General features: G+C 56.7%; 14 protein-coding genes, 1 tRNA gene and 1 pseudogene. 12 read left to right on the forward strand and 4 right to left on the reverse strand.

Annotated features, from left to right (window positions below; translation table 11 throughout):
- Positions 1–74: 74 nt before the first annotated feature.
- The 6 genes from CX511_RS07695 to CX511_RS07720 all read left to right on the forward strand — a co-directional run bounded on the left by CX511_RS07695 (position 75) and on the right by CX511_RS07720 (position 6,386).
- Positions 75–2,159 carry an LTA synthase family protein gene (locus CX511_RS07695; protein ID WP_101293024.1) on the forward strand — a complete coding sequence of 695 codons (2,085 nt, stop codon included), beginning with the start codon at positions 75–77 and terminating at the stop codon, positions 2,157–2,159.
- A 148-nt stretch (positions 2,160–2,307) separates the two neighbouring features.
- The gene (locus CX511_RS07700; RefSeq protein ID WP_045187020.1) at positions 2,308–2,544 is read left to right on the forward strand and encodes a hypothetical protein; all 237 of its coding nucleotides are present in this window, start codon (positions 2,308–2,310) and stop codon (positions 2,542–2,544) included.
- Positions 2,545–2,731: 187 nt separating this feature from the next.
- Entirely contained in the window at positions 2,732–3,064 is a 333-nt protein-coding gene (locus CX511_RS07705) for a ribonuclease E inhibitor RraB (RefSeq protein ID WP_045187026.1), read from the forward strand.
- A gap of 164 nt (positions 3,065–3,228) precedes the next feature.
- The gene (locus tag CX511_RS07710) at positions 3,229–4,638 is read left to right on the forward strand and encodes a circularly permuted type 2 ATP-grasp protein (RefSeq protein ID WP_045187028.1); all 1,410 of its coding nucleotides are present in this window, start codon (positions 3,229–3,231) and stop codon (positions 4,636–4,638) included.
- A gap of 3 nt (positions 4,639–4,641) precedes the next feature.
- Positions 4,642–5,592, forward strand: coding sequence for an alpha-E domain-containing protein (locus CX511_RS07715; RefSeq protein WP_045187030.1), 951 nt, complete (start codon positions 4,642–4,644; stop codon positions 5,590–5,592).
- Positions 5,589–6,386, forward strand: a complete 798-nt coding sequence (locus CX511_RS07720; protein ID WP_045187032.1) for a transglutaminase family protein — start codon at positions 5,589–5,591, stop codon at positions 6,384–6,386. The genes CX511_RS07715 and CX511_RS07720 overlap by 4 nt, the downstream gene beginning before the upstream one ends.
- 3 nt (positions 6,387–6,389) lie before the next feature.
- Here the strand turns inward: CX511_RS07720 and CX511_RS07725 are convergent, their stop codons facing one another.
- Positions 6,390–7,193, reverse strand: coding sequence for a c-type cytochrome (locus CX511_RS07725; RefSeq protein ID WP_101293023.1), 804 nt, complete (start codon positions 7,191–7,193; stop codon positions 6,390–6,392).
- A 668-nt stretch (positions 7,194–7,861) separates the two neighbouring features.
- On the opposite strand from CX511_RS07725, the gene CX511_RS07730 reads away from it, so the two are divergent.
- A complete protein-coding gene (locus CX511_RS07730) occupies positions 7,862–8,590 on the forward strand; it encodes an amidotransferase (RefSeq protein WP_045187036.1) in 729 nt (242 codons plus the stop codon).
- A gap of 6 nt (positions 8,591–8,596) precedes the next feature.
- Here CX511_RS07730 and CX511_RS07735 read toward each other — a convergent pair whose 3' ends face one another.
- The 3 genes from CX511_RS07735 to CX511_RS07745 form a co-directional block, all read right to left on the reverse strand.
- The gene (locus CX511_RS07735; protein ID WP_045187039.1) at positions 8,597–9,568 is read right to left on the reverse strand and encodes a magnesium and cobalt transport protein CorA; all 972 of its coding nucleotides are present in this window, start codon (positions 9,566–9,568) and stop codon (positions 8,597–8,599) included.
- 65 nt (positions 9,569–9,633) lie between these two features.
- Positions 9,634–10,356 (reverse strand): lysophospholipid acyltransferase family protein, encoded by a 723-nt coding sequence (locus tag CX511_RS07740; RefSeq protein WP_045187042.1) that lies wholly within the window; start codon positions 10,354–10,356, stop codon positions 9,634–9,636.
- 121 nt (positions 10,357–10,477) lie between these two features.
- Entirely contained in the window at positions 10,478–11,167 is a 690-nt protein-coding gene (locus CX511_RS07745; protein WP_045187044.1) for a crotonase/enoyl-CoA hydratase family protein, read from the reverse strand.
- A gap of 289 nt (positions 11,168–11,456) precedes the next feature.
- Here CX511_RS07745 and CX511_RS07750 point away from each other — a divergent pair.
- The 5 genes and pseudogenes from CX511_RS07750 (at position 11,457) to CX511_RS07765 (ending at position 20,837) form a co-directional block, all read left to right on the forward strand.
- A tRNA-Ser gene (locus CX511_RS07750) sits at positions 11,457–11,546 on the forward strand.
- Between the two features lie 820 nt (positions 11,547–12,366).
- A pseudogene (locus CX511_RS25580) lies at positions 12,367–13,101 on the forward strand (MCP four helix bundle domain-containing protein); the annotation flags it as partial.
- 129 nt (positions 13,102–13,230) lie between these two features.
- Positions 13,231–13,959, forward strand: coding sequence for a methyl-accepting chemotaxis protein (locus CX511_RS25585; RefSeq protein WP_409077877.1), 729 nt, complete (start codon positions 13,231–13,233; stop codon positions 13,957–13,959).
- Between the two features lie 303 nt (positions 13,960–14,262).
- On the forward strand, positions 14,263–17,172 hold the full coding sequence (locus CX511_RS07760; RefSeq protein ID WP_101292122.1) for a diguanylate cyclase: 2,910 nt from the start codon (positions 14,263–14,265) through the stop codon (positions 17,170–17,172).
- A gap of 182 nt (positions 17,173–17,354) precedes the next feature.
- Positions 17,355–20,837: a hybrid sensor histidine kinase/response regulator gene (locus CX511_RS07765; RefSeq protein ID WP_101292123.1), complete on the forward strand. Its 3,483-nt coding sequence runs from the start codon at positions 17,355–17,357 to the stop codon at positions 20,835–20,837.
- Positions 20,838–21,189: the final 352 nt, after the last annotated feature.

The following is a 21,189-nucleotide window of genomic DNA, read 5'->3' on the forward strand; positions in this document are numbered from 1 at the left end:
CTCGGGTTTAGTGCACATTTGCCGATTCGTTTTTTCGCCTTCTTTGAATCTGAATCCTAGGGATCTTCCAATCCATGGCTAACACGGACGCCTTGAGTGATCAGCGGGCTGCGTCGCGCCCGCTGCAACCAACGCTAAAATCGCACCTGGCCTACACCTTGCTGTGTGGCCTGGTGATCATGATTATGCTCAGCCTGGTACGCCTGGCGCTGCTGATCTACAACAACGACATGATCGGTGACACCCCGATGTCGACCGTGGCCGAGGGTTTCCTCAATGGCCTGCGCTTTGACCTGCGCGTTGTTGTTTACCTGAGCATTCCATTGCTGCTGGCTACCCTCAGTGCTCGTGCCATGGCGGCCCGTGGCCTGTTCCGGGTGTGGCTGACCCTGGCCTCGAGCATTGTGATGTTCCTCGGCCTGATGGAGCTGGACTTCTACCGCGAGTTCCACCAGCGTCTCAACGGCCTGGTGTTCCAGTACGTCAAGGAAGATCCCAAGACTGTACTGAGCATGCTCTGGTACGGCTTCCCGGTGGTGCGTTACCTGTTGGCGTGGATTTTCGGCACCTGGTTGCTGAGCCTGCTGTTCAAGGGCGTAGACCGTCTGACCCGTCCTCGTGGTAACGACCAGAACCAGGCTGCCGGCAGCCGTGCCGTGGCTCCGTGGTACGTGCGTGGCGTGGTGTTCTTCATGATCCTGCTGGTGGCGGTGATCGCTGCTCGCGGTACCCTGCGTCAGGGCCCGCCGATGCGCTGGGGCGATGCCTTCACCACTGACTCGAACTTCGTCAACCAATTGGGCCTCAATGGCACCCTGACCTTGATCGACGCGGCCAAGAGCCGTTTCGGCGAGGACCGCGCCAACGTCTGGAAGTCGACCATCGAGCAATCGCTGGCAACCCAGACCGTGCGTGACATGCTGTTGACTGAAAACGACAAACTGGTTGATGCCGATGAAGCTGCGGTGCGCCGTGATTTCACTCCGCCAGCTGACAGCACCCTGCCGATCAAGAACGTCGTGGTGATCCTCATGGAGAGCTTCGCCGGTCATTCGGTGGGCGCCTTGGGCAGCCCGAACAACATCACTCCGTACTTCGACAAGTTGGCCAAAGAAGGCCTGCTGTTCGACCGTTTCTTCTCCAATGGCACCCATACCCACCAGGGCATGTTCGCCACTATGGCCTGCTACCCGAACCTGCCAGGTTTCGAGTACCTGATGCAGACGCCGGAAGGGGGTCACAAGCTGTCCGGTCTGCCGGCACTGCTTAGCGCTCGTGACTACGACGATGTCTACGTCTACAACGGTGACTTTGCCTGGGACAACCAGTCCGGCTTCTTCGGCAACCAGGGTATGACCACCTTTATTGGGCGCAATGACTTCGTCAATCCGGTGGTCTCCGATCCGACCTGGGGTGTGTCTGACCAGGACATGTTCGACCGCAGTGCTGAAGAACTGGCCAAGAACTACGGCAAGAAGCCGTTCTATGCGCTGCTGCAGACGCTGTCCAACCACACCCCGTATGCCTTGCCTGCCGATCTGCCGGTAGAACCTGTGACCGGTCAAGGTCGCCTGGATGAACACCTGACCGCCATGCGTTACTCCGATTGGGCGCTGGGCCAGTTCTTCGAGAAGGCGCGCAAAGAGCCGTACTTCAAGGAAACCCTGTTCGTCATCGTGGGTGACCACGGCTTTGGTAACCACCAGCAAGTGACCGAACTCGACCTGGGCCGCTTTAACGTACCGCTGCTGCTGATTGCCCCAGGCATTCAGGAGAAGTTCGGTGCGGTGAATCACACCGTCGGTACCCAGATCGACATCGTCCCGACCATCATGGGCCGTCTGGGTGGGGAAACCCGTCACCAGTGCTGGGGGCGTGACCTGCTTAACCTGCCGGCGGGTGATCAAGGCTTTGGCATGATCAAACCATCGGGCAGCGAGCAAGTGGTTGGCCTGATCAAGGGAGATCGCATCCTGATCGAGTCCAAGGACATGGCGCCACGCATGTACCGCTACGAGTTGGGCGCTAACTTCAAGGCCGAGCTGATCGAAAGCCCGGACCAGCAGGACCTGACCCACAAGCTTGAGTCGTTCATCCAGACTGCGACCAAGAGCTTGCTCGACAACACCGCGGGTGTAGTCCACGGAACGCCGGAGTAAGCAGTATTCCGTTGCTAAACAAAAGAGGCCCACTGGGCCTCTTTTTTTTGCAATGGCCAACGATCGCCGTAACTGAACATTCCCCCGTGGTGCAGGTCAACGGAAGGTAAGTCGATTCACTCTGCGTGTCTGAACTGAGGAGAATCTGATGAAAGCATGGGTCATTACCTTTGTTGATCAAAAAGGCGAACAAAACGTGCTGCCGTGCACCTGTGATCACCCACCCTCCATCGAGGAAGCGGCGCAGCATATTCGCGCCCACCTGTATCCGGTCATCAGTGAATTGGACCTCACCGACTATGAGGATCGCGCCTCAATGCCCACGGCCAAATGGCTCAAGGAACAGAACGGAGTCGAGATTACCGCGATTACCCCAGCGCCTTGAAACCGCCCATTGGCGCGCTGGGCAACTTGGCGCTACGCTGCAATCAAGTTCGGGCCGTTTTTTTGCAAGCGCCCGGGCTTGCCGATCCACGTCATGCATCAGCTCGAATTGCCCTCACACGTCTTGTGTGACGGGCAGGTGCGTTTTGCACTGAAAGTCTATCCATCGGTAGTTAGGAGGACGATTCATGAGCAGCCAATACGAGGACATCAGCAGCACGGTTCTACGCCAGATGAAAGAGGGCGGTTTCAACTTTGCCCAGATTCATCCCATTGAGTTCTATGCAGTTTTTCCTGATGAGGCACGGGCACGACGGGCAGCGGGACAGTTTCGCGGGGAATCGCTCAGCGCCCAGGTGCATGAGCGTGATGATGGTGCCTGGCACCTTGAGTTAAGCAAAGTGATGTACGCCACCTACGGCGGTATCGGTGAGTTCGAGCAGGACTTCGAAGCCGTGATCGCGCCACTGGGCGGTGAAATCGAAGGCTGGGGCGTCAAACAGGAGCGCCCGCTGGCCTGAACAACGCCTCGCAATGAAGCGTTGATCACAGCGTAGTCGTAGCGGTTGCACGCATCTGGTGCGACCGCTCGTCTTTGAAAATACAACCGATTGAAATCAAAGGAATTATGCCGCTGGCACGGGGCTTGCGAAGGCTTAGGTGCTCGGGTGACAAGGAGTTCGGCATGATCCGCACCTTTTTTGATGAGATGTACAGCGCAGACGGCCAGGTCCGTGCGCATTACCGGGAGTTCGCCCGCTGGTTGGCCGACACCCCGCCGGAACTGCTGGCACAACGTCGGCGTGAAGCCGACCTGCTGTTCCATCGCGCCGGTATTACCTTCACCCTCTATGGCGACGAACAGGGCACTGAGCGCCTGATTCCCTTCGACACCATCCCTCGCAGTATTCCCGCCAGTGAATGGCGGGTGGTGGAACGTGGCTGTATTCAGCGGGTCAAGGCCCTGAACCTGTTTCTTGCTGACCTCTATCATGGCCAGCGCATCATTCGCGCCGGGATCATTCCGGCCGAGCAGGTGCTGGCTAACGAGCAGTACCAGTTGGCTATGCAGGGGCTCGACCTGCACCGCGATCTCTACGCGCATGTCTCGGGGGTCGATCTGGTGCGTGATGGTGACGGCAGCTATTACGTGCTCGAAGACAACCTGCGCACCCCCAGTGGCGTCAGTTACATGCTGGAAGACCGCAAGATGATGATGCGGCTGTTTCCCGAGCTGTTTGCTGCTCAGCGCATCGCACCGATCGACCACTACCCCAATCTGCTGCTCGACACCCTGAAAAGCGCCAGCCCGCTGGATGACCCCAGCGTTGTCGTGCTGACGCCGGGGCGCTTCAACAGTGCGTTCTTCGAACACGCCTTTCTGGCCCGGGAAATGGGCGTCGAACTGGTTGAGGGCGCTGACCTGTTCGTCCGTGATGAGCGGGTGTTCATGCGCACTACCGACGGGCCCAAGGCGGTTGATGTGATCTACCGGCGCCTGGACGACGCCTTCCTTGATCCGTTGGCGTTCAATCCCGAGTCGATGCTCGGCGTGCCCGGGCTGCTCTCGGCCTATCGCTGCGGCAACGTCGTGCTGGCCAATGCCATCGGCACCGGGGTGGCCGATGACAAGTCGATCTACCCCTATGTCACCGACATGATCCGCTTCTACCTCGATGAGGAACCCATCCTCAAGAATGTTCCCACCTGGCAGTGCCGCAAGCCGGAGGAACTGTCCCACGTGCTGGCGCATCTGCCGGAGCTGGTGGTCAAGGAAACCCAGGGCTCGGGGGGCTACGGCATGTTGGTCGGTCCGGCCGCGACCCGCGCTGAAATCGAGGCCTTCGCCGCGCGAATCAAAGCCCGTCCCGCGGCGTATATCGCCCAGCCAACCCTGTCACTGTCGACCTGCCCAACCTTTGTGGAAAACGGCATTGCGCCGCGCCACATTGATTTGCGCCCGTTCGTGCTGTCTGGCCGTGAAACCCGCGTGGTGCCAGGGGGGCTGACCCGGGTCGCATTGCGTGAGGGTTCGCTGGTGGTCAACTCGTCTCAGGGTGGCGGTACCAAGGACACCTGGGTGGTCGAGGATTAAGCCATGTTGAGTAGAACTGCCTCTGATTTGTACTGGATGTCACGCTACCTGGAACGGGCGGAAAACCTCGCGCGGATGCTCGATGTCAGTTATTCACTGTCGTTGATGCCTCAGGATGGTCGCGGCGATGGTCTGGATGAAATGGCCATGCCCCTGTTGATTACCGGCACTCTGGACGACTACCTGGAGCGCCACGGCCAGTTGCATGCCGAGCGCCTGCTGCACTTTTTCGCCCTCGATCCGGACAACCCGGCGAGCATCTACAGTTGTCTGGGCGCAGCACGGGCCAGTGCCCATGCGGTGCGCGGACGGATCACCGCCGACATGTGGGAAAACATCAACGCCACCTGGCTGGAGATCCGTGGCATCGCCGAGCAGGGGCTGGGCCGCTATGGGATGAGCCGCTTTTGTGAATGGATCAAGGAGCGCTCGCACCTGTTTCGTGGTGCCACCTACGGCACCATCATGCGCAACGATGCCTTCCGCTTTATCCGCCTGGGCACCTTTATCGAGCGTGCCGACAACACCCTGCGTCTGCTCGATGCTCGCTACGAAATGTTCGGTGAAGAGGCCGAGGCGGTCAGTGACAGTTCGGCCCGTGGTTACTACCAATGGAGCGCCTTGCTGCGGGCATTGTCCTCGTTCGAAGCCTACACCGAGCTCTATCGTGACGCGCCGGCTGCCCGCCATGTCGCCGAGTTGCTGTTGTTACGCGCCGACGTGCCGCGCTCATTGCGTGCCTGCACCGAGGAAATCGATCTGATTCTCGCCAGTCTGCCAGGCACTAACGGTCGCGCTGCCCAGCGCCTGGCCGCCGAGGTGGATGCACGGCTGCGCTACACCGGCATCGACGAGATCCTCGCCGAAGGCCTGCACCCTTGGCTTAACCACTACATCCCATTGGTCCGCCAACTGGGCAACGCCATCCACAGCGCTTACCTGGAGGCTGTATGAGACTGACGATTAGCCATGAAACCGCCTACCACTATGAAGACCAGGTGCGCACCAGCATTCAGTACCTGCGCTTGACGCCGCATGACAGCGAGCGTCAGCACATACTGGCGTGGCAGCTGGACCTGCCACGCCCAGTGCGTGCGCAACTGGACCCGTACGGGAATATCCTCCACGTATTGAGCCTGGAAGAGCCGCACTCGGATCTGGTGATCGGTGCGCGCGGTCTGGTCGACATCGATGAAAGCCGCGAAGCCGAGCACGAGGCGCAATCGTCGTTACCGTTCCTGCGTTTCACCCGCCTGACCGAGGCTGATGAAGCGCTGCGTACCTTTGCCAGCCAGCAATGCCGCAAGCGTCGTGATCGGTCAGCGTTGATTGATCTGATGAATGCGCTGAACCAGCGCATGCCCTACCGACCTGGCAGCACCGCAGTGGAAACCAGCGCTGCCCAGGCGTTTGCGGGGGGCGAGGGCGTGTGTCAGGACCACACCCATGCGTTTCTGGCCTGCACGCGCAGCCTTGGAGTGCCCGCGCGGTATGTTTCAGGCTACTTGTTTGACAGCCAAAGCCAGCAGATGGCCAGCCATGCCTGGGCCGAAGCCTGGCTGGATGGTGCGTGGTACAGCTTCGATGTGACCAATCAACTGGCCAAGCCGGAGCGGCACCTGAAGCTTGCCGTTGGCCTGGACTATCTGGACGCTTGCCCGGTGCGAGGCATGCGCCGAGGCGGTGGTTGCGAGCAGATGCACGCTAAAGTCGTGGTGTTGCCGAGCCTCGGCGCCCAGCAGCAGTGAGGGTCAGGGTTGTTTACGTGTGGCCATGTGCGCCAGGTAAGCAATCAATGCATCGAGTTGTGGCTCGCTGAGCACGGCACTGCTGAAGCCAGGCATTTTTGCCTGCGGCCATTGGCGCAGGCTCTGTGGATCACGAATGTAGCGACGTAAAAACGCCGCCTGGAAGTATTCGGTGGGATTGTGCGGCAGGTTCAGGTCCGGGCCGAACTGCGCATCACCCGCGCCATTGAGGCGGTGGCAGGCCAGGCAGTTTTTCTGGAACAGGGCGAAGCCCAGATTGATCGGATCGTCCTTAGCCAGATCCGCTGCCGGGAGTAGCGCCGGGAAACGGGCGGCGACCGGCGCCAGGCGGCGAATGCTGGCAACCTGAAAGGGCCATTGTTCGGGGCTGATGCCGCTGGCTTGCGGATTGGTCCAGACCAGGTAAAACGGACCGGCACTGTGCTTGCCAGCGCCTAACGGCGGCCAGGGCTTGGCCGGGTCTTCGATAGCCAGCCACGCCCGTGCCGGACCGTCCTTGAGCAACGGTGCTGCGGGCATTTCGGCGGCAAAGCCGTCATCGGCAACCGCTTGCAGGTGATCGTCTGGCGATACGCCTGCAAGCAATGCTGCTAACGGCACCGCGCGGTAGTGCATGGTTTTCTTGTAGGAGACGTCGTTGTCGACCTGAATATCCTGCGCCTTAGGATGGGCGAGCAGTTCGGTGCTTTGCCAGTGGCGACTGGCGCCTCCCAGTTCCAGGGTCAGTTGCGCCGCCTGCAGGGGCAGGCAGAGCAGGGACAACAACAGGACAAGGCAATGGCGCACGGGCAATCTCCAGCGGTTCAGAGCTGGCAGAGTACCTGTGCAGGGCCATACAGGGCCATAGTGACGTTAGGCCCTGTACGAAAAGCCTTGATACTCGGTGATGCTGCGTTGAAAACAGCCTCGGAATGCTCATTTACAACCCGTAAACTCCGCTTCCTCGGTTGTTTTCGCCTTGCCTGACCTTCGTCTCAAAACTTTTCATACAGAGCCTAGCCGAACAAGCGTGAGAGGTTCGGCAGGATCAACAGCAATGTCGTGGCGAAGAGAATGAGCCCGGCTTGGCGTACTTTGGGTTGTTTGAACATGGCTGACCGCCTTTTTGTTGTTATTCCTGAGTGCCCAGTGGCTTCCTTGTCGTCGATCCGGCAAACGGGTAACGCGGTTTGACGTCCAGACGCGAACCTTTGCTAATGGGTATACAACTAACCTTAGGGTCAGCGTCAGCAGTGTTTTAGAACGCTTTAGTATTTCGATATAAATTAGGGTGCTTTTCAGTTATGAGGCCTTGTGCCATTCACTAACTTTTCCCCTTGCTAGACGCTTGCGCACACAGTGCGACGGGATCCACTACCGGTGACCGTTCGTCAGTGCATCCTACTTGCTTGCAGGCCTTATTCGGGGCAGGCTCTAGGGGGCAATCCCGCCTTTTGTCGTTCAGGACTATTTTTATGTCGTTACGCATCTGCATCCTGGAAACCGACGTCCTGCGACCCGAGTTGGTCGGGCAGTATCAGGGCTACGGACGGATGTTCGAGCAACTGTTCAGCCGCCAGCCGATCGCCGCCGAATTTCACGTCTACAACGTGATGAACGGCGAGTACCCCGATGATGACCAGGTATTCGATGCCTACCTGGTGACTGGCAGCAAGGCCGACTCGTTCGGTAATGATCCATGGATTGAAAAGCTCAAGGCGTTTTTGCTGGATCATTATCAGCGCGGCGACAAGTTGCTGGGTGTATGTTTCGGCCACCAACTGCTGGCGCTGCTACTGGGCGGCAAGAGCGAGCGTTCGACACAGGGCTGGGGGGTGGGGACCCACCGCTATGTTATGAACGCCAAAGCACCGTGGATGAGCCCACAGGTCGAGGAGCTGACCTTGTTGATCAGTCACCAGGATCAGGTCACTCGATTGCCGGAAAACGCCACGGTGATTGCCTCGAGCGATTTCTGCCCGAATGCGGCCTACCACATCGGCGATCAGGTCTTGTGCTTCCAGGGGCACCCTGAATTCATTCACGATTATTCGCGGGCGCTGCTTGAACTGCGCCAGGACAACCTTGGCCAAGAGGTGTACCGCAAGGGCATCGACAGCCTGGCGCATGAGCACCAGGGCAGCACGGTTGCCGAATGGATGATGCGTTTCGTCGCGCACAAGCCTCAGGGGACTTCGGCCTGAGGTTGCCTATAGCCAGCCGGAACGTTTGAAGCTGGCGAACAGCGCCGTGCAGCCCACGGCGATGCCCCCAAGTACGGCGAAATAGCCGTAGTGCCAGCTTAACTCCGGCATGTTCTGAAAGTTCATCCCGTAGATCCCTGCCACTGCGGTGGGGAATGCCAGGATCGCCGCCCAGGCGGCGAACTTGCGCTGGACGATGCTTTGCCGTGATGACTCCAGCAACATGCCGATCTCGATGGTCTGGCTGGCAATGTCACGAATCCCCGCCAGGTCTTCCATTTGTCGGGTCACGTGGATCTGCACATCGCGAAAGTACGGGCGCATGTTTTTGTCGATAAATGGAAAGGTCAGGCGCTGCAGTTCTTCACTGACCTCAACCATAGGCGCGACGTAGCGGCGCAGGCGCAGGATGTCGCGACGCAGGCTGTGCAGGCGACGGATGTCTTCTTCCTGTAGGGAATTGCTGAGCACACTCTGTTCCAGCTCTTCGATCTCACCGTGGATCGCTTCGGCGATCGGTTGATAGTTCTCGGTGACAAAATCAAGCAGGGCATAGAGGACGAAATCCTCGCCGTGTTCCAACAGCAAGGGACGTGCCTCGCAGCGTTGGCGGACCAGGGCGTAGGATTTGGAGTGACCATTGCGGCAAGTAATGATGTAGCCATTGCCGGCAAAGATATGGGTTTCGATGAACTCCAGCTTGCCTGCCTGGCGCACGGGCGAGTAGGTGACGATGAACAGCGCGTCGCCGAAGGTTTCCAGCTTCGGCCGGCTGTGTTTTTCCAGGGCATCTTCGATGGCCAGTTCATGCAGGTTGAACTGGCATTGCAGATTGGCCAGTTCCTGAGCGTCGGGCTCTTCCAGGCCGATCCAGACGAAATGCCCAGGTTTACTGGCCCACTGACTGCCTTCGTCGATACTGATGTTGGTGACTTTTCTGCCGGCGCTGTACACCGCCGACGCAACGACTCGTCCCATGGTGATTCGCTTCTTCTGATTTGCGTGCCAGTAGCTTGGTCTGACCCACAGATTTCAGCAACCACTCATGCCTGCGGCAATTCAGCTTCCATCCGATCGATACAGCGTTGCATCTGCAGTCGGCATTGCTCGGCCAGGGCTGGCACGTCCTGCTGGGTCAGACCGCTGGTGGCGATCGGTGGCAGTGAGCGGATGATGACCTTACTGCGCCGCCAGCTGTTCAGGCTCAAGCGCCGGGCGTAGCGGCTGACGCACACGGGCACGATTGGCACACCGGCTTCGACCGCCATATGAAAGGCGCCTTTTTTGAACGGTATCAGCTGTTCACCGGCGTTGCGCGTGCCTTCGGGGAACACCCAGATCGAGGTGTTGTTCTCACACAAGGTGCGCGTGGTAGTTTGCATGGCACGGCGCGCCTGATAGGCATTGCCGCGATCAATCAGCACATTGCCGCCCAGCCAGAACAGCTGGCCGAACAGCGGAACCCATTTCAGGCTTTTTTTGCCGATGCACACGGTTCGCGGCGGCACCACGTGGCCCAACACAAACAAGTCATGGTTGGACTGGTGATTGGCGACAATCACGCAGCCAGGCGGCTGGTCGAACAGCGGACCAACTTCGGCTTTGACATCCAGGTGCATCAGCCAGGTAGCGGGCAGCCCATACAGGCGCGCGTAGATACGGCTGTTGTCCGGATTGAAGGGCCGACACAGGCCGATCAACACACCGACAATACCGATAAGAACAAAATGCAGCCCCAACAAGAGCATGCGGATAAGAAAAAGCATTGAACGACTCACACCAGGCAAACGCGGCGCAGTGTACGGGTGTGCACTTGTACGAGCAAACGCTCAATGCTGTAGGATCAGCCTGATTGTGTAAGTAAACGCAATCAGGCCTTGGTAGGGGTCAGCCCAGGTGTTGCTGATCGCGGATGATCGCCTCGTCGAGGGTCTCGAGCAGCGCCTTGCGCACTTTGAGTTTGGTGTGTTTATGCGCGTTCATGTTGATCTTCTTCAACTGCCGGGCAGCGGCCAGGGCGCTTTCCTGCAGCTGCTCGACCGTCACCACCTTGTCGAGGAAACCAGCATCCACGGCGCTGATTGGATCGAACATCTCGGCGTTGATCACCGAGCGGTGGAAAGCCGAGCGGCGCAGGCGGTCACGGGCCAGCTCGATCCCGGCGTGGTGCATAGTCATGCCGATCTGCACTTCGTTCAGGCCAATGCTGAACGGGCCTTCAACGCCGATGCGATAGTCGGCCGAGAGCAGCAGGAATGCACCTTTGGCCACCGCATGGCCAGGGCAGGCGACAATGATCGGAAACGGGTGAGCGAGCATGCGCCGGGCCAGGGTCGAGCCGGCCGTGACCAGGGCAACGGCCTCTTTTGGGCCTGCGGTCATTACCTTGAGGTCATAGCCGCCGGAAAGAATCCCTGGCTGGCCGGTGACAATTACCACGGCACGGTCCTGCGTGGCCTGATCGAGGGCGGTGTTGAAGGCAACAATGAGGTCTGGAGAGATAGCGTTGACCTTGCCGTTGTTCAAGGTCAGGGTCGCGATGCCGTCTTCGAGGTGGTAGGTAATCAGCTCACTCATGACACAGTTCCTAAAGGGAGAGTGGGGCAGACGTTACTCAGGCCGGGCAGTCAGGTAAAGCGCTGTGACTGACTGACCGGTCAGCCATTGGCCGCTTTAGCGTATAACTTGGGAGGAGGTGCTGACGGGCTGCCGAAGCACGCCAGAGATTGGCAGCTTTGCCCTGTGTGCCGTGATTTTTTGCCGAATTGGCTTAAGCGCATGAATATTCTGAAAAAAACCTTTGCCATCAGAACCTGTTTCGACTACATTAGCGCGCCTCGACAGGCTGAACTGCTTGAAGAGAAACGGTGAAGTGTCCGAGTGGCTGAAGGAGCACGCCTGGAAAGTGTGTATACAGGAAACTGTATCAAGGGTTCGAATCCCTTCTTCACCGCCACATTTAGAAAAGCCCCCGACCTGAAAAGGTCGGGGGCTTTTTGCATTCTGCAGGTTTCGCGCCCTCATTTGCTCTCCCCACGTTCGCCCTGTGGTGTGATATTTCACTGACGAAATCGCACTAACGCGGTGATTTTCATAAGCGCTCAGAACTTTTCAGCATTATTCAGCATTCCGCGAACCGCGAATCATGCCTTTTCAGAGCAGCGTGGTGGGGGGGCATGCGTTACTGTTTTAGCTTCTGGCTAGGCCTGCGCAAGAGGTACGAAGAGCACATTATGCCAGTGTCGCTGATCATACTGTTCGCACTCTACGCGGGGGCGGTTTGCGGTAATTTGACGCTGAGCCTCGTGGGGCTGGTGAGGCGTTAATTTCGGTGTGATACCGAGAGTTCTATTTAACCGTTCTACAGCGAAATAATGATTAGTTGATGCCAGAGCAAAAAATGTTCGGCGCGCGGATGTAGTCATACAAGGGGTATGTCACCTAACCCAAACGCATCAGTTTCCGTTGTCATGGCGCAAGAATCGGGAGCGTTCATCGCACATCAAATTGGCCGTTGCCGAGGCGTCGTTGACGATAATGATGTCAAGGTCAAAGAAGATCATCGGGCACTGATTTAAGTGGTACGCGGGGCGTCTATCAACTGGGTGTTAATGCCAAGCGGATGAACAATATTACGGTTCTTACTGACACCCGTCAGTTTGCTCACGCTGAGGTGTTGCGTACTCTTTCTGCGTTCAAGGACTTGACTCGTTCCGGTCAATTTATCGAGACATATAATAATGAATCTACGTACACTTAATCTTGCTCCTCGTTCGATGCTGTGTTTTGGTTTTTTTTGCCTGTTGATCAGCGGTATGGGGTTATTTGCTATCAGCAAGGCCTCTGACCTGAATCGGGCAGAAAAGCTTGTTGAAGAAAATGTCGTGCCTAGTTTCAAGATTTTAGGTGGACTTGGGCGCGATTTTGTCACTTTGCGTAATGAAAACAGCAAGCTGCGTAACCCGTTGGAATCTGCCACGGTAAAGGCCAAGAGTATTGCCAGTATCACCGCGACTAAATATGCCATTCAGAAAGAGCTGGACCAATTCTCACCCTTGGTCGTGACGGCTAAGGCGCCGGAAATCTTCCGCGCGCTGAAAGAGGCTGTTAGCCAATTCAACGTTGTTGAAGAAAAATACTTGGCCTTGATTGCGGCCAAGGATTTTGAAGGTGCTATCCAACTCTCCGACTCCGAAGTCCGACGTGTACACGATGGCATATTCACCCACCTTCAGCAGTTGATCGACGTCAACGAGGAAAAGGCTAAAGCTGCCGGCGCTGCAGCCGATGCCGCTTACACAAGCCTGCGCACCCTAGTTGGAGTTTTCATCGCCGTAGCAATGGTTGCAAGTATTTTACTCGCTACGCTTTACACCCGCAGCATATTAATTCCCGTACGCCAGTCGCTACTGATTGCTGAGCGCATTGCCAGTAACGACTTCAGCGCCGATATTAACGTTGATGGCCGTGACGAGTTGGGGCGCTTGATCGCCGCGCTTGCCACGATGCAGGACAATCTGCGCAACGCAATTACCAAGATCTATGATTCGTCTACTCAACTGGCCGCTACCTCGGAAGAAATGCATGCCGTGACGGAGGACGCTTCCAAGGGCCTATTGCGTCAGACCGACGAAATTGAGATGGCGGCCACGGCCGTGACCGAGATGAGTTCGGCGGTCGACGAAGTGGCCAACAACGCTGCAGAGGCCTCTACGGCAGCGTCGCAAGCCAGCAGTACGGCTATGAGTGGTCGGATCAAAGTCGATGAGACCGTGGTGGCAATCAACCACATGGTCTCCACCGTTGAGTCGACATCGGCTGACGTCAAAGAACTGGCCGTAATGGCCTCTGATATCAGCACGGTACTTGATGTGATCCGTGCCATTGCCGAACAAACCAACCTGCTGGCCCTGAACGCCGCTATCGAAGCCGCTCGAGCCGGTGAGGCGGGCCGCGGTTTTGCCGTGGTGGCTGATGAAGTGCGTGCACTGGCCCACCGTACGCAGCAGTCGACCCAGGAGATCGAAAAAATGATCTCCAACATTCAGGCCGGCAGCAACGCGGCGGTCACTTCTATGGACCATAGCAGTGTGCAGGCTGGCAAAACCCTGTTGCTGGCGCAGGCAGCGGGGGCTGCACTTGCCGAAATCACCGAGTCGATCAGCCACATCAATGATCGCAACCTGCAGATTGCAACGGCTGCCGAGGAGCAATCGCAAGTGGCGCGTCAGGTCGATCAGAACCTGGTGAGCATCCGTGATCTGTCGACCCAATCGGCTACCGGCTCTCATCAGACGTCGCTCGCCAGTGGTGAGCTCTCGGTACTCGCCGTTGATCTGAACCATCTGGTGAAGCAGTTCAAAATGTAATGATGATTGAACTCGCCGCAATTTTGCTCAAAACGGTTTGATGTGCTGGGTACAGTGTAAGAAAGCCAACAAGCCATTTTGTAACCCGCTCTTTCGGTGAAGAAGAGCGGGAGCGGCTTGTGGAGCGTTGGTGGGCGACAATCATCAGGTCTGTGTGCTTTGACTCAGTGATTTTTCACCTGCGAGCCTCCCGTCGGAACAGCCATAATGAGCTGGTTGGCTGAGCCGCAAAGATGATCAAGCATAGCAGTTTGGGAAATAGTGGCCGACTTGGCGAGGCCCGGCGTATCTGGGTGGGGTTATATGAGTGGTTTTGTTGCGTGGCTACGATCGGTCACAGACTCGTTTTTCTCCAGTCTGGCCGCTAAACGCGGTGTGTTGATCCTGGCTTTACTGGTTCAGGGCACGTGTGCGGGTGTTTACTTGTACCTAGAGCATAACTGGATTGAAGCCAGGGTGGTGCAAAGCCTGAAAAACGTCTCGTCGATGCATTTACGCAGCTTTGATCAGCTCGAGATAACACTGAACTATCAACTTTCTTCGATCGGTGAGGCCATGGGTCTCCTTGGTATGGATCTGCCGCGAAAACAAGCGCTGCTGCAAAAGGAGTTGAAGCAGGCATGGCTGGATACCGTCATCGTCCTAGATGCCGCTGGCAATATCGTTACCTTCGCCACTGATGTACCGCTGAGCGCTGCTTTGCCGCCGAGCGTGTTGGCGGCCTCCTCCTACAAGAACTGGTCTCGGTATCGGGCGTTCATGGACAGCGGGGCAGAGACAGCCAGCTTTTTTGTTTCCCGGCCGCAAATACCTGAACTGCGTGGTGGGGGGATAGTGATGTATCGGAGGATCAAATCCACGCAAGGGGACCTGCTGGGGAGTGTCGTCGGTTTCACCAGCCTCCATAGCTTGTCGAATTTGCTCAATGCCGATGTCGCTCGGGGATTTGATTTGGGCAAGAACGGAATCCTGAATTTTATAGACCGGCGAACGAATAAAATATTGTATCGCTACATGTATTCGAACGACCCCGCTGAGGTATACAGCGGTGGATTGATCCCCCTTGGCGGCGCCTCTTTTCAGGACTCCCGGTACGGGGCGGAGGTGAAATTTTACCGCTCGCCGGTGGACGGGCTGGAGCGCCTTGCCGTGTTGGCCCCCATGCACAATGACCAGTGGCTGCAACTGGTCGGTGCGAGCAAGGATGAGTACCTGTTCAACTGGCGAATTCAGGTGATCTTCTCGGTATTTGCCTTTATCTGTCTGTGCATCCTGCAGTGGCTGCTGGTGACGTTTATTCATCAGAATCGCGCACAGCGGGCGCTGCTGGATCTGGTCCTGGACACCATGGACGCTTATGTTTACTTCAAAACCAGCGAACGGCGATTTGTCTACGCCAATGCGAAGACCGCTGACTTGTTCGGTTTGCCGGCTGAACAGATCATCGGCCGACTAGACCGCGAAATCTTGCCGCCTAAGGTCGCCGATGATTTCTGGGTCATGGATCGCCAAGTGTTTGCCTCGGGTACCAAGCAAAGCGCTACGGAAGTCGTCACAACACCTGATGGAAAAAAACATTACTACGCGTCGATCAAGGTGCCGGTGCAACTACCGGATCAACCGCTGGCCTTGATCGGTTTTTCCACCGACGTGACCGAGTTGCATGAGCAAACCATTGCCCGTGAGGCCGCTGAGAAAGAACTGGTTGCGCACAACCACTCGCTTAGACTGAACAACCTGGTGCTCGATAAACTGGCTCAGAATGCCACGTTGTCGGAAGTGCTGAACGCCATGGTGTGCATCATTGATGACTACCGTGTCGGTGTATCGGGCGCTGTGTATCTGGTGGCTGACAATGGCAAGGAACTGATCGGCTGTGTTGCACCCCATTTGCCTGAGGCATGGTTCGGCGCTACGGCACGCGTACCGATTGACGATATGAACGGCTCTTGCGCGATTGCCGTTTCCCGCGGGGAAACCGTCATCGTTGAGGATATCGCCAGCGATTCCTCGTATCGAGGCTCAACTCGTGAAGCCATTCTCGCCTTCGGCCTGAGGGCGGCCTGGACCCAGCCGATAAAAAACAATGAGGGCACTATTCTCGGCGTCTTCGCCTTGTATCAGCGCCAGCCCGCAGCCCCGGACATCCATGATCTCGCCCTGCTGGTGGACTACTCTAAACTCGCACAATTGGTCATTGAGCGCTCGCGCCTTGCCGAGGCATTGGCGGAAAGTCAGGCCTTGTATCGCCTGGTGGCGGAAAACAGCAACGATGTAATCTGGGTTGTCCAATATCCGTCCATGCGATACAGCTATATAAGCCCCTCGGTTGAATGGTTGCGTGGCTGGACGCAGGAAGAAACATTCAATGTTCCGCTGCTTCAATCGATGCCGCCAGACTCGGTTTACCTATGGAACGAAGTTGTGGCAGAACACCTGCGGCGTATTGACGAAGGCGACCTGACGGGCCGTTTCATCGGCATTGAGCTGTCTGTCTGGCACAAGGACGGTCATCGCGTCCCGGTTGAGGTAGTGGCCAATATCATGCTGGACAACGCTTGCAGACCGACCCACATCGTTGGTAGCTCCCGGGACATCACCCGGCGCAAGGTCGCTGAAGATACCATCCGGAAAATGGCGTTCTACGACCAACTGACTGACCTGCCCAATCGCCGAATGCTCGAAGACCAGCTTGCCAAGATGCTCGCGCTCGCGAATCGAGAGCAACGTACGTTGTCGTTACTCTTTATTGATCTGGACAGGTTCAAGGCGGTCAACGACCAGCACGGGCATGAGGCCGGTGACTGGCTATTGAAACAGGTCGCAGTACGTATGTGCTCGGTGCTGCGCGCTTCTGATACCGCTTCGCGCATAGGTGGCGATGAATTTATCATCCTCCTGCCAGATGCCCACAAGACAGTCGAGGCCCTTCAGGTCGCGAAGAAGATCCGTCGTATTCTTGAAAAACCATTTGTCATGGACAATGGCGTGGAGTTGGATATTTCGTCGAGTATCGGCGTAGTGATGTATCCCGACCAGGCCGACAATATGCGTGACTTATTTCACTTTGGCGACGAAGCCATGTACCGCGCCAAGAAGGGGGGTAGAAACGCAGTGGAAGTATTTGCTCCGCTGGCACAATCTGATGAGCGGAGTAGGGAGAACCTGCAGGGGCGTGATGCGCAACAACTTACTGGTGACGAAGAGCACTAGGCGTCGGCCAGCACGTCAAAGCTCTGGACAGGGCGTTACGCCGTCCCACTCACAAATTTTCAGCATTTTTCAGGAAACCAATCGCATGAATCAGTTGTTTTCACAGCGCTACTGAAGGGGCAGTAGTTTACTAATGGGCAAGCTTTCGACGTGGGTCGTGGCAATGTTCGCAGGAGAGCCTCGTGAGTCTGGAGCGTCTGAGCAAGCTCATTTCGATAGGATTTGCTATAGCGTTGGTTACCTGTCTGCTGACCTTAGTATTGGGTCATTACTACGCTGAACAGGTTCGAGGTGTCACTGACAAACGTCACCAAATGATATCCGGTGTTGTCCAGATGGCTGCGCTTAATCGAGCCCTGACTCAGTTGGCCCGTTTGTATGCAAGTACAGGTGATGATCTATTTCGCAGTCTCTATAACCAACAATCGCAAGACGGTCGTGCCTTTCACAATGCAGTCGAGAACCTTGCAACTATTGGGCTTAGTGATACTGAATCCCGATGGCTAGCCCAGGTCGAAACCTTGGATTCCAAACAAGCGGAAATGGAGAGGCGGGCAATCACCCCGCGCAGTCTTGAAGACGCAGTGCTTCTCCTCTCCGCTACTACGTACATCAATTCCGAGTGGAATTTTGCGGATGCGCTAAATCAGTTGAGGGTTCTAATCAGCCAAAGATTGGATGCCAATGTCGAGGCTGCGCGAAACAAAGCAAAATTGGCTGGCACTGTCAGTGTCGTGATGCAATTGATCACGTTAGTCGCAGGGCTTCTGGTGTTTTTGGTCATTATACGGCGCCAACTGGTGACCCCCCTATTGACACTTTCTGAGCGCATTCGCCGTCTGAAAAACGGGGAGCCCCCTGTCGTGCAGTTGCAACAAAAGGGGCTTGCTGAAGTGGTGTCGCTGGGTGAAGCGCTTAACGCCTATGTTGAAGTCAATGAAGAGCTGCGTCGACAGCACTGGGTCAAGGGGCGTCTCGGCGAATTGGTGCAAGCGTTGCAGTTGGCTACCACTCTGGAAGCATTCGCTACAACCTTGCAACAGCGACTGCAGGATTGTTTAGGTTGTCAGGCCGTCTTGCTGTTTGATCCAGCGCCCTTCGTGCGCCGCAGTGGCCGGGTGCATTTCAGTTTGCCAATTCTGCAGGACGGACAGCAGATGGCCAGCCTTGAGCTTGATTTCAGCCATCGCCCGGATCCAGCCCAGTTCAGTCTAATCGATGGTTTGCCCCCACGCGTCGGCGCGCTGTTGGATTTTCTACTGCAACGCATTCACAACCAGCAGCTATTGACGCAGGCCCGACAACAGGCCAGGCAGTTGGAAGACCAGGCACTGATACTGCAACAACGGCAAGAGTCACTGGAGGCTACTGAGAGCTGGTACCGGGGCATTGTAGAGTTCGCGCCAAAGGCATTACTGGTGTTTGATGAGCACAATGTGATTCTGGCCAATCAGGAGAGCGAACTGACCCTTGGCTACAAGCCCGGCAGCTTGTTGGGGCAGAGCTATCGAGGGTTGGTACCGGACAGGCAGCTTGAGCGTGTCGATCATATCCTTGAGCGGTTGCGAATCAACAAAGTGGTAGACACCGTAGAGGTGATTGCCCGTCGAGCTGATGGCAGTGAGTTTCCTGCCGAACTGCGCCTGTGTCTGCTACCGGCCCGACAGGGTAGGGGGGAGTGCCGGTGTGTGGCGATTCGCGATCTTAGTCAGCGGAAGGCAGATGAACGCCGCTTGCGGGAAGCACATGAACAGCAGCAAGCAATTGTCACGGCGGCGCCTTATGGTATTGCATTGGTGCAGGGTGGGGTGATCGTCCAGGCTAACTGGCGGCTGAACGAACTTCTCGGTTATGCGCCAGGCGAGCAACTGCAGTGTTCACCGCTGAGCTGGCTGAATCAGGCTGCGTCGGAGGATATGCGCGCCTTGGAGGAGCAGGTTCTCGCGACATTGAACCGTGGCGACATTTATCAGCAGCAACTGCAGCTATGCCGAAAGGACTTCAGTTGCTTCTGGGCGAGTCTGAGTGCACGAGCCATCTCGCCTGGGAACTTGTCTCGTGGATCGATCTGGATCATCCAGGATATTACTGCCCAACACGCCGCAGCCGCTGATATGCAACAGGCCCAGCAACTGGCTGAAGAAAGTGCACGAATCAAAAGCGAATTTCTAGCCAACATGAGCCATGAGATTCGCACGCCGATGAATGCAATCATTGGCATGACTCATCTGGCGTTGATGACGGAGCTGAACGAGCGCCAGCTTGACTATCTGTCCAACATACAACGCTCCAGCCAATACTTGCTGGGTGTACTTAACGATATTCTGGATTTTTCGAAGATTGAGGCTGGCAAGCTTCAGCTGGAGTTTCGTGACTTCAGCTTGGCCCAGCTACTGGAAGAAGCGATTGACCTGGTACGTCCCCGTATTGTTGAGAAACGTCTGGACTTACGCCTGAATACCGAAGCGGATGTGCCCGAGCGTCTGTGTGGAGACCCGCTGCGACTGCGTCAGATTTTACTCAATTTTCTCAGTAATGCGGTGAAATTCACCGAACGGGGACAGATCCGAATAGAGGTAAGTCTGCGTCAGAGTGGCGTGGATGATGTTCTGTTGTACTTCAGCGTAACGGATACCGGCATCGGTCTGTCGTCCGAGCAGTTGGACGCCATATTCCACTGCTTTGAACAGGCCGATACCTCAATCACAAGGCGCTTTGGCGGAACGGGCTTGGGGCTGGCGATTGCCAAGCAACTCGCCGAGCTGATGGGGGGGCGAGTAGGGGTTCAGAGTGTCTTGGGTGAAGGTAGCAGCTTCTGGTTTGAGGTCCGCCTGCAATTGGCTCAGAACGAAGTCATTGATACACAGCCTCTGGCACCAAGCCTCAACGATTGGAAGGCGGCCGATGGTACTCGCATTTTGCTGGTGGAAGACAATGAACTGAATCAGCAGGTCGCCGCCGGGCTGCTACAGGCGGTGAATTGCGGTGTAGATACTGCCGCAGATGGTCGCGAGGCGCTAAAACGCTTGGCTGAAGGAGCGTATGACCTGGTGTTAATGGACATGCAGATGCCAGTGCTCGATGGCTTGGCGGCCACCCGTCAACTGCGTCTGCTGCCCGGCTTGAGCGAGCTGCCGATTGTGGCGATTAGCGCTAACGCGAGGAAGTGCGATCACGACGCTTGCCTGGCTGCGGGCATGAACGACTTTATCAGCAAGCCCTTTGAACCACAGACGCTTTACACGATTTTGCGGCACTGGCTTGGCCGGGCACCGGTACGCGACGGGCAACGCCGAGGGCTTGGCGAAACCCTGAATCTCGATGGAGTGGACACGGAAGCCGGCATACGGCGGGTGTTGGGTAGTCACGAGATGTATCTGAATCTCTTGCAGACCTACTTCGTCGACCAGAGCGCTTTGTTGAAGGAACTGGACATCGCGCTGGTGGAGAGTCAGTTGGATAAAGCCGAGGTGTTGGCTCATCGGTGTAAAGGCGTATCTGCGACCATTGGTGCTGACGCTATTGCGCGGCGAGCGGATGGGTTGGAGCAGGCTATACGCACAAAGCAACCTGATCATGAGCTGCGCATCTGTCTGGAACGTTTGAGCGAACCGCTGGCGGCACTCCTCAAGCAGTTGAGTGCGCTATTGCCCCATGAAATCTAAGTCTCGTCTGCGCTCGACGTTATCCAGTTACAAGCCATTTGCCGCGTGCTCGATAGCCCGTTGGCTGAATTTGATGGGGGCTCTTTATCCTATTTTTCCCAACATGCAGGCGTCCTGCGGAGCGGGTTTGCAGAGCATTTTCAGCCGTTGCCTACCGCGGGAGGTGTCGTGACTTCAAGCAGGCGCGATTTTGCCTGAACGAGGCCCTGCACGCCCATGCAACAGACGCAGAAAGCGCCAAGCAAGCCACGGGCAACCTCTAAGGGTAGCGCCAAGGCAGATTCAGAAGTTTTCAGCGTTTTTCATCATTAAACACCGTGTGGCTCAGCTCATTTCAGAACAGGCGTGTGAA

This window comes from Pseudomonas sp. S06B 330, assembly GCF_002845275.2.
Lineage (GTDB): Bacteria > Pseudomonadota > Gammaproteobacteria > Pseudomonadales > Pseudomonadaceae > Aquipseudomonas.

Coding starts and splice junctions, on each gene's coding strand:
- CX511_RS07745 (WP_045187044.1), bottom strand. CDS start 11,167: ATGAGTGAGCTGATTACCTACCACCTCGAAGACGGCATCGCGACCCTG.
- CX511_RS07700 (WP_045187020.1), top strand. CDS start 2,308: ATGAAAGCATGGGTCATTACCTTTGTTGATCAAAAAGGCGAACAAAAC.
- CX511_RS25585 (WP_409077877.1), top strand. CDS start 13,231: ATGGCGGCCACGGCCGTGACCGAGATGAGTTCGGCGGTCGACGAAGTG.
- CX511_RS07735 (WP_045187039.1), bottom strand. CDS start 9,568: ATGGGACGAGTCGTTGCGTCGGCGGTGTACAGCGCCGGCAGAAAAGTC.
- CX511_RS07760 (WP_101292122.1), top strand. CDS start 14,263: ATGAGTGGTTTTGTTGCGTGGCTACGATCGGTCACAGACTCGTTTTTC.
- CX511_RS07740 (WP_045187042.1), bottom strand. CDS start 10,356: ATGCTTTTTCTTATCCGCATGCTCTTGTTGGGGCTGCATTTTGTTCTT.
- CX511_RS07715 (WP_045187030.1), top strand. CDS start 4,642: ATGTTGAGTAGAACTGCCTCTGATTTGTACTGGATGTCACGCTACCTG.
- CX511_RS07710 (WP_045187028.1), top strand. CDS start 3,229: ATGATCCGCACCTTTTTTGATGAGATGTACAGCGCAGACGGCCAGGTC.
- CX511_RS07695 (WP_101293024.1), top strand. CDS start 75: ATGGCTAACACGGACGCCTTGAGTGATCAGCGGGCTGCGTCGCGCCCG.
- CX511_RS07720 (WP_045187032.1), top strand. CDS start 5,589: ATGAGACTGACGATTAGCCATGAAACCGCCTACCACTATGAAGACCAG.
- CX511_RS07730 (WP_045187036.1), top strand. CDS start 7,862: ATGTCGTTACGCATCTGCATCCTGGAAACCGACGTCCTGCGACCCGAG.
- CX511_RS07705 (WP_045187026.1), top strand. CDS start 2,732: ATGAGCAGCCAATACGAGGACATCAGCAGCACGGTTCTACGCCAGATG.